Raw genomic sequence first — 14,438 nt, forward strand, 5'->3', positions numbered from 1 at the left:
GTTAACCATTTTGGTGCACCAATAGCCTGGCGATCAGATCTGAGAAAGAATCGTTGGTCGTACAAGTTTGGCGCAAGCGATGTCGCTTAAGCCTAAAGCCCTTTTCCGGGAGTGGTTGATGAACGACATGCATGTGGCTGTATTGATGGGAGGGTTTTCCTCCGAGCGGCCGGTCAGCCTGTCTTCCGGCAACGCCTGTGCTGAGGCTTTGGAAGGCGAGGGTTACAAGGTGACGCGGGTTGATGTCGATCGTGATGTCGCAGCGGTTCTTGCCAGCCTGCGCCCGGATGTCGCCTTCAATGCGCTGCATGGTCCCTTCGGTGAAGATGGCACCATCCAGGGTGTGCTCGAATATCTTGAGATCCCTTATACGCATTCCGGCGTTCTTGCCTCCGCTCTCGCGATGGACAAGCAGCAGGCAAAGCACGTGGCCAAGGCTGCCGGTATTCCTGTTGCTGAAGCCAAGGTCATGGATCGCCATGAGTTTACCAACGAGCATCCGATCGCGACCCCTTACGTCGTCAAGCCGGTGCGCGAAGGTTCGTCCTTCGGCGTCGTCATCGTCAAGGAAGGTCAGTCTCACCCGCCGCAGATCATTACCTCGCCGGAATGGAAGTACGGCAGCCAGGTGATGGTCGAGCGTTATGTCTATGGCCGCGAGCTGACCTGCGGCGTCATGGGCGACGTGGCGCTGGGTGTGACGGAAGTCATCCCGAACGGCGATGCGTTCTATGACTACGATGCGAAATACGCCGTCGGTGGTTCGAGCCACGTCATTCCCGCACAAATTTCACCAAATATTTACCAAAAAATTCAATCCTTGGCGCTTGAGGCGCACCGGGCGATGGGGTGCCGTGGCGTCAGTCGCTCGGACTTTCGCTTCGACGACCGGTTTTCCGAAGACGGCGAAGTCATCTGGCTCGAAATCAACACTCAGCCCGGGATGACGCCGACCTCGCTTGTGCCTGAGATGGCTGTTCATGCTGGTCATACTTTTGGTGGTCTCGTCCGTTGGATGGTGGAGGACGCGTCGTGTTTGCGTTGAATAGCAAAAAAGCTGACGATCACGGCCGGGCAAACTATCTCGGCGCTGAAGAGCGTCGTGTACTGCCGCGTCCACTGCGCCGCGTCGTCCGCTTCGGCTTGAGCCTTGCGACGGGCCGTATCCATATCCCTGATCATACCGGCACGTTCGCGACTTTCGGTTTCTTCGCGGTTGTCGGCCTCTACGGAATGTCGCTCGGCGGCCATGCCCAGACGGTTGCTCAGGCGACGACAGCGGCCGTCGGTTTCGCCATCGAAGACGTTCGCGTCTCGGGCAATGACCAGACGTCGGAGATCGATATCCTTCAGCTTCTCGGTCTCGATGGCACGACCTCGCTGGTCGCTCTCGATGTCGATCAGGCGCGCCGCAAGCTGTCCGAGCTTCCCTGGGTTCGCTATGCCGAAGTCCGCAAAGTCTATCCGCGCACGATCGAAGTGATGCTCAAGGAGCGCGAGGCTTTTGGCATCTGGCAGAACGGGTCGGATCTCGCTCTGATCGAAAAGAACGGTTCCATCATCGCGCCGCTGCGGGACAGCAAGTTCGCTTCCCTGCCGCTGTTCGTGGGTCGTGAAGCAGACAAGGCCGCATCCGCTTTCGTCGATCAGATGGCTGCGTGGCCGGAGCTTCGCTCGCGGGTAAAGGCGTACGTCCGCGTCGCCGGTCGTCGCTGGGATTTGCACATCGACAACGGCGTTGTCCTGAAGCTGCCGGAAACCCAGGTCGAGACCGCGCTCAGCGTGCTGGCTCGTCTGGAAAAGGAAGAACGGATCCTGGAGCGTGACATCGCTGCCGTCGATCTTCGCCTGCACGACCGCACAACCGTTGAACTTACTTCTGCCGCCACCGAACGCCGCAACGAGGCAGTCGAGGCACGCACGAAGGCGTTGAAGAAGGCAGGAGAGACGTGAGTGTATTCGGTTCTTCCAATTACGGGCTTCCGCACATGAAGCCACTGTCTTCCAAGCGCAGCCACATCGTTTCGGTGCTCGACATCGGCTCGACCAAGGTCGTGTGCATGATTGCGCGGCTGACGCCAAAGCAGGAAAGCCAGATCCTGCCGGGTCGGACCCATCATGTCGAGATCATCGGGATCGGCCACCAGCGTTCGCGCGGCGTCAAGTCCGGCGTCATCGGCGATCTCGATGCGGCGGAAAGCGTCGTCCGTCTCGCGGTTGACGCTGCAGAGCGCATGGCCGGCCTCACGGTCGACAGCCTCATCGTCAATGTCTCGGCCGGTCGTCTGACCAGCGACGTCTATACGGCATCGATCGACCTCGGTGGACAGGAAGTCGAATCGGCCGATCTGAAGCGTGTACTCGTCGCCGCCAGCCAGAAGTCGGCTCGCCAGGACCGCGCAATCCTTCACTCGCTGCCGACCGGCTTCACGCTGGACGGCGAAGTCGGGATCCGCGATCCGCTGGCGATGTACGGCGATATGCTGGGCGTCGATATGCATGTCGTCACCGCCGAGCGCGTGATGCTGCGTAACCTCGAGCTCTGCATCAACCGTGCGCATCTGTCCGTCGAGGGCATGGTGGCAACGCCATATGCCAGCGGCCTTGCAGCCCTTGTCGACGACGAAGTCGAACTGGGTTGTGCGGCGATCGACATGGGCGGCGGTACGACAACAATTTCGGTGTTTGCCGAGGGCAAGCTCGTTCATACGGATGCGATCGGCCTCGGTGGCCATCACGTCACCACTGACCTTGCACGTGGTCTTTCGACCCGGATCGAGGATGCCGAGCGGATGAAGGTCGTGCATGGCTCGGCCGTCTCCAACGGCGCAGACGACCGCGACATGATTTCGGTTCCGCCGATCGGCGAGGACGACCGCGACCAGCCGACCCAGGTTCCGCGCTCGCTCGTCACCCGAATCGTCAAGGCCCGCATCGAAGAAACGCTGGAACTAATTCGTGACCGGATCCAGAAATCCGGTTTCAGCCCGATCGTTGGCAAGCGCGTGGTTCTGACGGGCGGTGCCAGCCAGTTGACCGGCCTGTCGGAGACAGCCCGTCACATTCTGGCCCGCAATGTTCGTATTGGTCGTCCGATGGGCATTTCCGGCTTGCCGGCTGCCGCCAAGGGCCCGGCCTTTTCGACGGCCGTCGGACTGATGATCTACCCGCAGGTCGCAGACCTCGAAACACATGCATCCCAGAGCGGCCTGATCGGCTCGCTCGGAAATGGAAACGGCCGTCTCGCCCGTGTCGGGCAATGGCTTAAGGAAAGTTTTTGACCCGGGCTCTGCTCCCGGATCAGAGAAGTTGCAATGAATTGGCCAGCTCGGCAATGCGGCCACGAGAAGAAGGACAGGTACAATGACGATCAAGCTTCAAAAGCCTGATATTACCGAGCTGAAGCCTCGGATCACCGTTTTCGGCGTCGGCGGCGGCGGCGGCAATGCCGTCAACAACATGATCACCGCAGGGCTGGAAGGCGTCGATTTCGTCGTTGCCAATACCGATGCCCAGGCGCTGACCATGACCAAGGCCGAGCGGATCATCCAGATGGGTGTGCAGGTCACAGAAGGTCTCGGCGCAGGTTCGCAGCCGGAAGTCGGTCGCGCTGCCGCTGAGGAATGCCTCGACGAGATCATCGATCATCTTAACGGCACGCATATGTGCTTCGTCACCGCCGGCATGGGCGGCGGCACCGGCACCGGTGCGGCTCCAGTCGTTGCACAGGCTGCCCGCAACAAGGGCATTCTCACGGTTGGCGTGGTCACCAAGCCGTTCCACTTTGAAGGCGGTCGCCGCATGCGGCTTGCCGAACAGGGCATCCAGGAACTGCAGAAGTCGGTCGACACGCTGATCGTCATTCCGAACCAGAACCTGTTCCGCATCGCCAACGACAAGACGACGTTTGCCGACGCCTTCGCCATGGCCGACCAGGTTCTCTATTCGGGCGTCGCCTGCATCACCGACCTGATGGTCAAGGAAGGCCTCATCAACCTCGACTTCGCGGACGTTCGTTCCGTGATGCGCGAAATGGGCCGTGCGATGATGGGCACCGGCGAAGCTTCGGGCTCGGGCCGTGCGATGCAGGCAGCGGAAGCTGCTATCGCCAACCCGCTGCTCGACGAGACCTCGATGAAGGGTGCACAGGGCCTGCTGATCTCCATCACCGGTGGTCGCGACCTCACACTGTTCGAAGTCGACGAAGCGGCAACCCGCATCCGCGAAGAAGTCGATCCGGACGCCAACATCATCCTCGGCGCAACCTTCGACGAAGCGCTGGAAGGCATCATCCGCGTTTCCGTGGTTGCCACCGGCATCGACCGCGCCCATGGCGAAATCGACCTGCGTGCCGCTGAAATGCGCGCAGCCCAGAAGCCGATTATCCGTCCTTCGGCGGCCGTTGCTCCGGCTCCGGCCGCACAGCAGCCTGTCATGATGCAGGCACCGGTTCAGGCCGCAGCGCCTGCGCCAATGGCTCCCAAGGCAGTCGATCCGATCGCCGAGACCATCCGCCAGGCCGAAGCCGACATGGAACGCGAACTGGCTATCCCGCAGCCGGTCATGCAGCAGCCTGCAGCGCCCGCGCCGCAGCCAGTCATGCAGCAGCAGCCGCCGGCCGAAGAGGCTTTCCGTCCGCAGAGCCGTCTGTTTGCACAGTCTGCACCGGTTGAAGCCGCTCCGCAGGTTTCGCGCCCGGCTCCGCAGATGACGCAGCAGCCAGCACCGCGCATGACACAGCCGGTTCAGCAGGAACCTGTCTACCGCGAGCCTGTCATGGAACCGGTCCGCATGCCGAAGGTCGAGGATTTCCCACCGGTTGTTAAGGCCGAGATGGATCACCGCACGCAGCCTGCCAGCCATGTTCAGGAAGAGCGCGGCCCGATGGGACTTCTGAAGCGAATCACCAATTCGCTGGGCCGTCGCGACGAAGAAGAGCATGTCGAACCAGCCGCCGCACCGGCTCCGGTTCAGCAGCAGCGCCGTCCGCTGTCGCCTGAGGCAAGCCTCTACGCACCGCGTCGTGGCAACCTCGACGATCACGGTCGTTCGGTTCCGCAGAGCTCGCAGCATGACGACGATCAGCTCGAAATTCCGGCATTCCTTCGCCGTCAGTCGAACTGATTTGTAGGAGCGTCGCAGCGTCAGCGCGCGGCGTTCAACAAATGTCTGCAGAGCCCGGGTCGTTGCACCCGGGCTTTGTGTATCCGGACGCCTGAGGCGTTAAGGATTTTGTCCTGGACCTCCGGAAAAGCTGCCTTAATTCAGCTTGTTACCGGTAGTCGTCCGCGTTTGTGCCTTGAGTCCTAACACCGCGTCATTCTGCGGGTTGGTGGCGTAACAATCCGATACGAACAGTGATTTGGAATGTTAAAGACGCCTGCGTATGTAAGACGATAAGTGATGCTGACATGAACGTTTGAGAGGCGTTGTCGCCGGTATCTAACCAAGCTCGATCCCAGACCAGGGGTCTTGAGAGAAGGCATTAGAATGACCATCGGATTGCTCGGTTTCCAGACCACCATCGCGGCCCCGGTTTCTTTGACCGGTATTGGCGTGCATTCGGGGTCTCCGGTCAGCATCACATTCCAGCCTGCTGAAGCCAATTCCGGTATCATCTTCGCGCGTCAGTTTGATGACGGGTCTTCTGCAGAATACCGCGCCGTTTCCTCTCAGGTTGGACCGACCGATCTCTGCACGATTCTCGGTTCATCGCCTGCCACTTGGGTTGCCACGATCGAACACGTGATGGCAGCACTCTACGCGCTCGGGATCGACAACGTGACTGTCGATGTCGATGGCGCCGAAATGCCGATTATGGACGGCAGCTCCTATCCTTTCATCGATGCGATCGAACAGGTCGGCATCGTCAATCTCAATGTGAAGCGTCGCTACATCCGTGTCATCAAGCCGGTCCGAATCGAATCGGGCGCGTCCTGGTCAGAGTTCCGGCCGCATGATGGTACCCGCTTTGAAGTCGAGATCGATTTCGCATCTCCGCTGATCGGCCGTCAGAGCTGGAACGGTGAACTGACCGCAGCGCGGTTCAAGCAGGATCTTTCACGGGCTCGTACATTCGGCTTCATGCGTGACGTCGAGCGCCTTTGGGCTGCTGGCTACGCTCTCGGTTCGTCGCTTGAGAATTCCGTCGTCATTTCCGATGACGAAACGGTCGTGAACGTCGAGGGTCTTCGTTACCAGGACGAGTTCGTACGCCACAAGACGCTGGACGCGGTTGGCGATCTTGCGCTTGCCGGCGCTCAGTTCATTGGCTGCTACCGCTCCTATCGCGGCGGCCACAAGATGAACGCCAATGCGCTGAAAGCTCTGCTCAACGATCCGACGGCCTATGAAATCGTCGAAGCGCCATCGTCGCGGGTTGCGCGCGTGAGGGCCGGAGATTTCGTTCCGGTCAGCGTCAGTGAACTGGCGCCGTCTTTTGCTTGAATAACAACTCCAGTCGACTTGGCCGCTTCCGTTGGAAGCGGCTTTTCTTTTGAATAGCCATGTGTGCTGCGGTCGGTGCCACAAAAATGCGTTAATGGGTGAGCATTGCGTTGCTCTGCCAATACTTTTATGGCTAGAACGACCTGCTTTCGGGCAGCAGGGCAAAACGGGCGGGACATCGGGAATTGTCGAATGGCGTATGCGAAGGCTGTAGAAATGCGTAGAGCGGCAAGGATCGCACTTGTATCGTTGGTGTTTGCGGGTGCCGGTCTCGGCCTTACCGCATGCCAGTCGGACAAAGACATCGACATCACCAAGCTCGGTTTCGAAAGCGAGTCGCCCGAGGCCCTCTACAATCAGGGCCTTGCCAACATGAAGGCGGGCAATATCGTCGAAGCGAGCCGTAAGTTCGACGCCATCGAGAAGCAGAACCCGTTCACCGAATGGGGCCGCAAGGCGCTCGTCATGAGCACGTTCAGCAAGTATCGCATGGGCCGCAACGACGAAGCCATCACCGTCGGTAACCGCTATCTCAACCAGTACCCGCGCTCCGCAGATTCGGCCTACGTGCAGTATCTGGTCGGCCTTGCCTATTCCAAGCAGGTCGCCGACGTCACGCAGGACCAGAAGGCCGCCAACAACACGATCGATGCGATGACCAAGGTCGTCCGTGATTATCCCGATTCGGAATATGTCGAGGATGCGCAGGCCAAGATCCGCTTTGCGCGTGACCAGCTTGCCGGCAAGGAAATGCAGGTCGGGCGATACTATCTCGAGCGCAAGGAATATCTTGCCGCCATCTCGCGCTTCCGCAGGGTCGTCGAGACCTTTTCCAATACCAACCAGGTTGAAGAAGCCCTCGCGCGTCTGACGGAAACCTATTACGCGATGGGCATCGTCGAAGAGGCGCAGACCGCCGCAGCCGTGCTTGGCCGCAACTATCCGGACAGCCAGTGGTACGCGGACTCCTACAAGCTGCTTCAATCTGGCGGCGTTCAGCCGCGCGAGAACAAGGGCTCGTGGATTGCGCGTGCCGGCGCAAAGCTCGTCGGCGCCTGAGACCTTTCAACCAAGTGCCTGACAGGATAGGCGAGGCCGCATGCTGATCCAGCTTTCGATCCGCGACATCGTTCTGATCGAGAAGCTGGACCTTGCCTTCGAAGCGGGCCTATCCGTGCTGACCGGCGAGACCGGTGCAGGCAAATCTATCCTTCTCGACAGTCTTTCTCTGGCGCTGGGCGGCCGCGGCGACGGCGGTCTTGTGCGCCATGGCGAGGATAAGGGGCAGGTGACGGCGGTCTTCGACGTGCCGATGAACCATTCCGCCCGCAAGCTTCTGCGCGACAACGGCATAGACGACGAAGGCGATCTGATCTTCCGGCGTATCCAGTCGGCCGACGGCCGCACCCGCGCTTCGATCAACGACCAGCCGGTCAGTGTGCAGATGATGCGCCAGGCGGGGCAGGTTCTGGTCGAGATCCACGGCCAGCACGACGATCGCGCGCTGATCGATACCGGCGCCCACCGCACGCTGGTCGATGCCTTTGCAGGCCTCAACGATGAAGTGCTCGCTGTTTCTCATCTCTACAAATCCTGGCGGGATGCCGACCGGAGCTTGAAGACGCATCGCGCCAAGGTGGAGGCCGCCGCACGCGAGGCCGATTACATCAGGGCCTCGGTCGAGGAACTGGAAGCTCTCTCTCCCCGCGACGGCGAGGAGGACGAACTGGCTGAGCAGCGCTCGAAGATGCAGAAGTCCGAGCGCATTGCCGGCGACATTTCGGAAGCATCGGAGTTTCTCAACGGCAACGGGTCGCCTGTGCCGTTGATCGCCTCCATGGTGCGCCGCCTCGAGCGCAAGAGCCACGAGGCGCCAGGCCTGCTGGAAGAGACCGTCGAACTGCTGGATCAGGCGCTCAACCATCTGTCGAACGCACAGATGGAAGTCGAAACGGCGCTTCGCCGGACCGAGTTTGATCCGCGTGAATTGGAACGGGTCGAGGAGCGACTGTTCGCCCTGCGCGCCGCCGGCCGCAAATATTCGGTCGCCGTCGTCGATCTTCCAGCGCTTGCCGAGAAGATGGTGGCTGACCTTGCCGATCTCGATGCGGGCGAGGAACGCCTCGGCGAGCTGGAAAAGCTCGCGGCCGCCGCGAAAGAGGAATTCGATCGGGCGGCACTCGTTCTCTCGGACAAACGTAAAGCGGGCGCGGAGACGCTGGCCGACGCGGTGATGCAGGAATTGCCGGCGCTGAAGCTGGAGCGGGCCCGCTTCATGGTCGACGTGACCGCAAATCCGGAGGCTGCGGCTGCCGAGGGTATCGATACGGTCGAATTCCACGTTCAGACCAATCCGGGCACGCGCCCCGGGCCGATCATGAAGGTCGCGTCCGGCGGCGAGCTGTCGCGCTTCCTTTTGGCGCTCAAGGTGGCGCTTGCCGATCGCGGCTCGGCACCGACGCTCGTCTTCGACGAAATCGACACAGGTGTCGGCGGCGCGGTGGCGGATGCGATCGGCCAGCGGCTGAAGCGTCTGTCGGGCACTGTGCAGGTGCTCTCGGTCACCCACGCGCCGCAGGTGGCGGCCCGTGCTGCGACGCATCTTCTGATCTCCAAGGGTCCGGCCGGCGACGGTTCCGACAAGATTGCCACACGGGTGGCGACTATGGCGCCGGAAAACCGCACCGAGGAAATTGCCCGCATGCTGGCCGGCGCCTCCGTGACGGACGAGGCGAGGGCGGCCGCCAGAAGCCTGCTTGCCGGCAACGGCTAAACGGTTATCCGGCAGTCGCGGGAGCGTGCGGGCAGGCTCACCCGGACAGGGCGTAACGCAATCCCGTATCCCGGAACGATGCTGCATCTCGTGGTGTCAAGTCACAGGCGAGATGGGCGCTGCTTCTTCCAATCTTCTCAAATTGCACTAGAAATGCCGTTGAAGATGGAGATTCCCGCATGGCCGCCGACCAGACCCCGACCGAGACCCCTGTTGATGACTTGACCGAACAGGCAGCGGCCGACGAGCTGGAGCGACTGGCGCGTGAACTTTCCCATCACGACGAGCTCTACCACGCCAAGGACGCGCCTGACATTTCCGATGCCGATTACGACGCGCTGAAGAAGCGCAATGCGGCGATCGAAGAGCGTTTCCCGCAGCTGATCCGGGCCGATTCGCCGTCCATCAGGGTTGGTGCAGCACCTCTGCCGACCTTTGCGCAGATCACCCATTCGCGACCCATGCTCTCGCTCGACAACGCCTTCGCCGATGACGACGTGCGCGACTTCGTGAACTCCGTCTACCGCTTCCTCGGTCAGTTGCCGGACGGCTCGATCGCCTTTACGGCGGAACCGAAGATTGACGGGTTGTCGATGTCGATCCGCTACGAGAACGGGATCCTCGTCAATGCCGCGACCCGCGGCGATGGCACGACGGGCGAAAACGTCACCGCCAATATCAAGACGATCAAGGAAATCCCGAACCGGCTTCCCAAAGGCGTTCCTGCCGTCGTCGAGGTTCGCGGCGAAGTCTATATGGGCAAGAGCGATTTCCTGGCTCTCAACGAGGAGATGGAAGCGAAGGGCAAGCAGCTCTACGTCAACCCGCGCAACACGGCAGCAGGATCACTGCGGCAGCTCGATGCCAAGGTGACGGCAAGCCGCAAGCTGAAGTTCTTTGCCTATGCCTGGGGCGAAATCTCTGAGCCGAACGATCTGCCGAGCTCGCAATACGAGATGGTGCAGACCTTCAAGGACTGGGGTTTTCCGGTCAATCCGCTGATGAAGCGGCTGAATTCCCTCGACGAGATCCTCGGTCATTACCGCGAGATCGGCCTCGAGCGTCCCGAACTCGACTACGATATCGACGGTGTCGTCTACAAGGTCGATCGGCTCGATCTGCAGGCGCGTCTCGGTTTCCGCTCGCGCTCGCCCCGCTGGGCGACGGCGCACAAATTTCCCGCCGAGCAGGCGTTCACGACGGTCGAGAACATCGACATCCAGGTCGGCCGCACCGGCGCGCTGACACCGGTCGCGCGCCTGACCCCGATCACCGTCGGCGGTGTCGTCGTCACCAATGCGACGCTGCATAACGAGGATTATATCAGGGGTATCGGCAATTCCGGCGAGCGGATCCGCGAGGACGATCACGACATCCGCATCGGCGACACCATCATCGTGCAGCGGGCCGGCGACGTCATCCCGCAGGTTCTCGACGTGGTCATGGAAAAGCGGCCGGCGGATGCCGAGCCTTATGTCTTCCCGAAGAAATGCCCGGTCTGCGGCAGTCATGCCGTGCGCGAGAAGAACGAGAAGACCGGCAAGCTCGATTCGGTCACCCGCTGCACCGGCGGCTTCGTCTGCCGTGCGCAGGCGACCGAACACCTGAAGCATTTCGTCTCACGCAATGCCTATGACATCGAAGGGCTTGGGGCAAAACAGGTCGACTTCTTCTTCGAGGCGGAAGATCCGGCGCTGCAGATCCGCACTGCGCCCGACATTTTCACGCTGAAGAAGCGTCAGGAAACATCGAAACTGCTGAAGCTCGAAAACATCGACGGGTTCGGCAGGATCAGCGTCCGGAAACTGTTCGACGCGATCGACGAGCGGCGCTCGATCGCGCTCAACCGCTTCATCTACGCGCTCGGCATCCGCCATGTCGGCGAGACGACGGCGAAGCTTCTGGCGCGCCACTACGGCACCTACGAGGCCTTTGCCGAGGCCATGAAGGACGCGGCCAGTCTCTCCGGGGATGCCTGGGCTGACCTCAACAATATCGAGGGCATCGGCGAGATCGTCGCCCGCGCCATCGTCGAGTTCTTCAAGGAGCCGCGTAACCTCGACGTCGTGACGCGCCTCCTCACCGAGGTGACACCGCAGGCGGCAGAACAGATCGCGGCCTCGAACAGCCCGGTTGCCGGAAAGACGGTCGTTTTCACCGGCTCGCTGGAGCGCTTCACCCGCGACGAGGCCAAGGCCCGTGCCGAAGGGCTTGGCGCCAAGGTGGCGGGATCGGTTTCCAAGAAGACCGACTATGTCGTTGCCGGCCCCGGCGCCGGTTCCAAGCTCGACAAGGCAAGGGAACTCGGCGTCGAGGTGATGACGGAAGACGAGTGGCTATCGTTTATCGGTGGCTGAGCATCAGGTCTTCAGCCGCGCCATCGCATAGGCGTCGACATAGTGCCCGTCGCGAAAGGCGTCGTCCCTGAGATGCCCTTCGATAACGAAGCCGTAGCGCTCGTAAAGCCTGATGGCGTCTTGGTTGTCAGTAAAGACGTCGAGTTCCAGGCGGTGCAGGTTCAGCCAGTTGTCGGCAAGGTCGATCGCGGCCTTCATCAAGGCCGAGCCGACGCCGCGGCCGACAAAGTCGTCGTGGACGCCCATGCCGATCGTCCCGACATGCCGGCGGCGGCCCTGTAGCGGACCGAGGAAGATGTCGCCGATGATGACGCCGTCCATGTCCGCCACGAGCTTCTTTGCGCCGGGCGCCGGGTTTTCCACATATTGGCGCGTCTCAGCCACGGCCTGATATGGCAGCCTCAGCGTGCCGTAGCGATATCCGGGAAGATTGGCGAGGGCCGTGATGGCCGCCGCATCGTCAGGTGTCGACGACCTGATGACGTAACCTCCTAGCCGTTCGGCTCGGGGTGGTTTTTCCTGGATTTCGTCGCTCGATGGCATGATGGCTCTCCTTCAGGTATTACCGAGGCAGAGCGGACCAGCCGATCCCTGCCAGTTTCGGCAGGGTGGTGGACGGATGATCGACTAACGCGCCAAACCCGCCACACGCCCTGCAAGGCGGATGGTCATGGTAAGACGGGTAAGGGCGATAGCGTTCATCATGGATCACATTGGGCCTGACAATGATGTGGAGGTCAAGATGCAGGCGGGGATGCGCTTTGCCGAATCGCTCCATCCGGCATAAAAGTCCGATGACCGAAGATTAGGACGCGACCTTGAAGACCATTGCGATCGATTTCGAAACCGCCAACGAACAGCGCGGCAGCGCCTGCTCGGTGGGCCTCGCGTGGATCGAGGACGGTCGTGTGGTGCGGGTCGAGGAACGGCTGATCCGGCCGCGGGACATGCGGTTTTCGTCCTTCAACATCGCCATTCATGGGATCCGGCCCGACCATGTCGAGGATGCCGGCGAGTTTCCCGAAGTGATGGACGAGTTCATCGACGATTTTCGCGGCGCGACGATGATCGCCCATAATGCCGCCTTCGATTTCAGCGTCTGGCGCGCCTGTCTCGACCAGTACCGGCAGTCCTATCCGGAACTGTCCTATCTCTGCAGCGTCAAGATGGCCCAGAAAGTCTGGCCGCATCTGATCTCGCACAAGCTCAATATCCTCGCGCAGCACCTGGGGCTGAGCTTCCTGCATCACAACGCAGCGGAAGATGCGGCGGTCTGTGCCGAAGCCTCGATCGCGATTGCACGGTCGCTTGAGGTCATGCATATCCACGATATTCCGACCGCGATCGGCATGCGGGCAGGGCGGTTGTTTTCCGGTGGCTATGATGCCTGCACATTGCGCAAGCAGTGATCACTTGTAACCCCGCTGCCGAAGCTTATCTCTGATCACGTATCGTTGACTGGAGATTTTGCCACTATGACTCGTTCGAGCCGCCGCCTTGCCATTCTTGCGACCGCCGCTATCCTCGGCGGTCTTGCCGTTCCCGCTCTTGCCCAGGTGGTCGGCAAGGTCGGCGTCGACTGGATCGGCAACGACATCATCATCGAGGCGGTGCAGGACCCGAAGGTGAAGGGTGTCACCTGCCACGTCACGTATTTCGATCGCAGCGTCATCGACAGGCTGAAGAACGGCAAGTGGTTCGAGGACCCGTCCAACAATTCCATCTCCTGCCGCCAGACCGGGCCGATCGAGATTGGTGACATCGAGCTCGACGACGGTGGCGAGGAAGTGTTTCGCCAGGGTCGGTCGCTGATCTGGAAAGACCTTCTGGTCAAGCGGATCTACGACAAGCCGAACGATACGCTGATCTACCTTGCCCATTCGCGACAGGTTGTCGAAGGATCGGCGAAGATGGCGATCTCCAGCGTGCCGCTGTTCAACCAGCCGGTGACCTGGGAAAAGGGCAAACCCTGATCCGCTTTACGTCCTGACGTAAGAAAACCGGGCTCCTTTCGGAACCCGGTTTTAACTAGGACAGCTCTAAGGCTTACGATCAGGCGGCTTCCCGCGACAGTTCGTCTGCAATGACGGTGTCGAGGTTCAGGAAGCAGACCATGGTCTTTTCCAGGGCAACGATGCCGCGGCAGAAATCGCGCTGGGCTTCCGGAATGATTTCCGGTGCCGGCTGCAGATCTTCGCTTCTGATCGTCATCATGTCGGAGACCTGTTCGACCAGAAGGCCGACCAGCTTGCCGGCGATGTCGGTGACGATGATCGCCGAACGCTCTGATGGTTCGGTCATCTTCATGCCGAGGCGGCAGGCCATGTCGATGACCGGGATCACCGCGCCGCGCAGGTTGATGAGGCCAAGCACGTAAGGCGGAGTATGCGGCATCGGAGTGACCGGTGCCCAACCGCGAATTTCGCGGATCGCCATGATGTCGATGCAGAATTCCTGGTCTCCCAGGTGGAAGGAGACGATTTCGAGATAGGCTCCCGACTGCTTGATGGCGTTACTCATGTCGATCATCCTGATGTCGTTTTTTTGAAAGTCTCACGTCCCCGTTAAACTTCCCCTAATCTTTGCCGCCTCAACGCGCTTTTTGTTCTATTTCCCGGCCGGTCGACGATGCTATAGTGGGTCATGCAACCGACCGCCCCATCGCTTCGACTTCCGGTTTTTCTGATCGCCGCGCTTGCCGCGATGCTGATCGGCGTCCTGGCTTTTGTTGGTTGGGCGCAGCACGGTTCGTCCATCTTCCTCGCGATGGCCGAGGGAACGCTCTCCTGGTGCATGTGACGGCCACGTCTGTGAAAACGCTGTGGTGATTTGCAACAATCGTCGTCTGCGGCTATCAGCGG

General features: G+C 60.8%; 13 protein-coding genes. 11 read left to right on the plus strand and 2 right to left on the minus strand.

Features of this window, described 5'->3' with window-relative positions; translation table 11 throughout:
- Positions 1 to 118 precede the first annotated feature (118 nt).
- The 8 genes from ACQY1J_RS10835 to ligA all read left to right on the plus strand — a co-directional run bounded on the left by ACQY1J_RS10835 (position 119) and on the right by ligA (position 11,577).
- Positions 119 to 1,045: a D-alanine--D-alanine ligase gene (locus ACQY1J_RS10835; protein WP_062456188.1), complete on the plus strand. Its 927-nt coding sequence runs from the start codon at positions 119 to 121 to the stop codon at positions 1,043 to 1,045.
- Complete coding sequence (locus ACQY1J_RS10840; RefSeq protein WP_062456190.1) at positions 1,033 to 1,953, plus strand: cell division protein FtsQ/DivIB; 921 nt, start codon at positions 1,033 to 1,035, stop codon at positions 1,951 to 1,953. The genes ACQY1J_RS10835 and ACQY1J_RS10840 overlap by 13 nt, the downstream gene beginning before the upstream one ends.
- Positions 1,950 to 3,281, plus strand: a complete 1,332-nt coding sequence (ftsA, locus tag ACQY1J_RS10845; RefSeq protein WP_062581091.1) for a cell division protein FtsA — start codon at positions 1,950 to 1,952, stop codon at positions 3,279 to 3,281. Before ACQY1J_RS10840 ends, ftsA begins: the two co-directional genes overlap by 4 nt.
- A gap of 82 nt (positions 3,282 to 3,363) precedes the next feature.
- Positions 3,364 to 5,124, plus strand: a complete 1,761-nt coding sequence (gene ftsZ, locus ACQY1J_RS10850) for a cell division protein FtsZ (protein ID WP_113110661.1) — start codon at positions 3,364 to 3,366, stop codon at positions 5,122 to 5,124.
- Between the two features lie 366 nt (positions 5,125 to 5,490).
- Positions 5,491 to 6,447, plus strand: coding sequence for a UDP-3-O-acyl-N-acetylglucosamine deacetylase (gene lpxC, locus ACQY1J_RS10855; protein WP_092660624.1), 957 nt, complete (start codon positions 5,491 to 5,493; stop codon positions 6,445 to 6,447).
- A gap of 192 nt (positions 6,448 to 6,639) precedes the next feature.
- Positions 6,640 to 7,506, plus strand: a complete 867-nt coding sequence (locus ACQY1J_RS10860) for an outer membrane protein assembly factor BamD (RefSeq protein ID WP_062456202.1) — start codon at positions 6,640 to 6,642, stop codon at positions 7,504 to 7,506.
- A 40-nt stretch (positions 7,507 to 7,546) separates the two neighbouring features.
- Positions 7,547 to 9,220 (plus strand): DNA repair protein RecN, encoded by a 1,674-nt coding sequence (gene recN / locus ACQY1J_RS10865; RefSeq protein ID WP_430251424.1) that lies wholly within the window; start codon positions 7,547 to 7,549, stop codon positions 9,218 to 9,220.
- A 179-nt stretch (positions 9,221 to 9,399) separates the two neighbouring features.
- Positions 9,400 to 11,577: an NAD-dependent DNA ligase LigA gene (gene ligA / locus ACQY1J_RS10870; RefSeq protein ID WP_430251425.1), complete on the plus strand. Its 2,178-nt coding sequence runs from the start codon at positions 9,400 to 9,402 to the stop codon at positions 11,575 to 11,577.
- A gap of 3 nt (positions 11,578 to 11,580) precedes the next feature.
- On the opposite strand, the gene ACQY1J_RS10875 is transcribed toward ligA, so the two are convergent.
- Positions 11,581 to 12,120 (minus strand): GNAT family N-acetyltransferase, encoded by a 540-nt coding sequence (locus ACQY1J_RS10875; RefSeq protein WP_430251426.1) that lies wholly within the window; start codon positions 12,118 to 12,120, stop codon positions 11,581 to 11,583.
- A gap of 275 nt (positions 12,121 to 12,395) precedes the next feature.
- Here ACQY1J_RS10875 and ACQY1J_RS10880 point away from each other — a divergent pair, with 275 nt between their 5' ends.
- Together ACQY1J_RS10880 and ACQY1J_RS10885 are read left to right on the plus strand one after the other, a co-directional pair.
- The gene (locus tag ACQY1J_RS10880; protein WP_062456214.1) at positions 12,396 to 12,986 is read left to right on the plus strand and encodes a 3'-5' exonuclease; all 591 of its coding nucleotides are present in this window, start codon (positions 12,396 to 12,398) and stop codon (positions 12,984 to 12,986) included.
- 66 nt (positions 12,987 to 13,052) lie between these two features.
- Positions 13,053 to 13,550 carry a CreA family protein gene (locus ACQY1J_RS10885; protein ID WP_430251427.1) on the plus strand — a complete coding sequence of 166 codons (498 nt, stop codon included), beginning with the start codon at positions 13,053 to 13,055 and terminating at the stop codon, positions 13,548 to 13,550.
- Between the two features lie 79 nt (positions 13,551 to 13,629).
- Here the strand turns inward: ACQY1J_RS10885 and ACQY1J_RS10890 are convergent, their stop codons facing one another.
- Positions 13,630 to 14,097: a chemotaxis protein CheW gene (locus tag ACQY1J_RS10890; protein ID WP_062457968.1), complete on the minus strand. Its 468-nt coding sequence runs from the start codon at positions 14,095 to 14,097 to the stop codon at positions 13,630 to 13,632.
- Between the two features lie 123 nt (positions 14,098 to 14,220).
- Here ACQY1J_RS10890 and ACQY1J_RS10895 point away from each other — a divergent pair, with 123 nt between their 5' ends.
- Positions 14,221 to 14,376, plus strand: coding sequence for a hypothetical protein (locus ACQY1J_RS10895; protein ID WP_430243192.1), 156 nt, complete (start codon positions 14,221 to 14,223; stop codon positions 14,374 to 14,376).
- Positions 14,377 to 14,438 lie beyond the last annotated feature (62 nt).

It is taken from the genome of Neorhizobium sp. DAR64860/K0K1, assembly GCF_050500205.1.
In the GTDB taxonomy this organism is placed as follows: Bacteria; Pseudomonadota; Alphaproteobacteria; order Rhizobiales; family Rhizobiaceae; genus Neorhizobium; species Neorhizobium soli.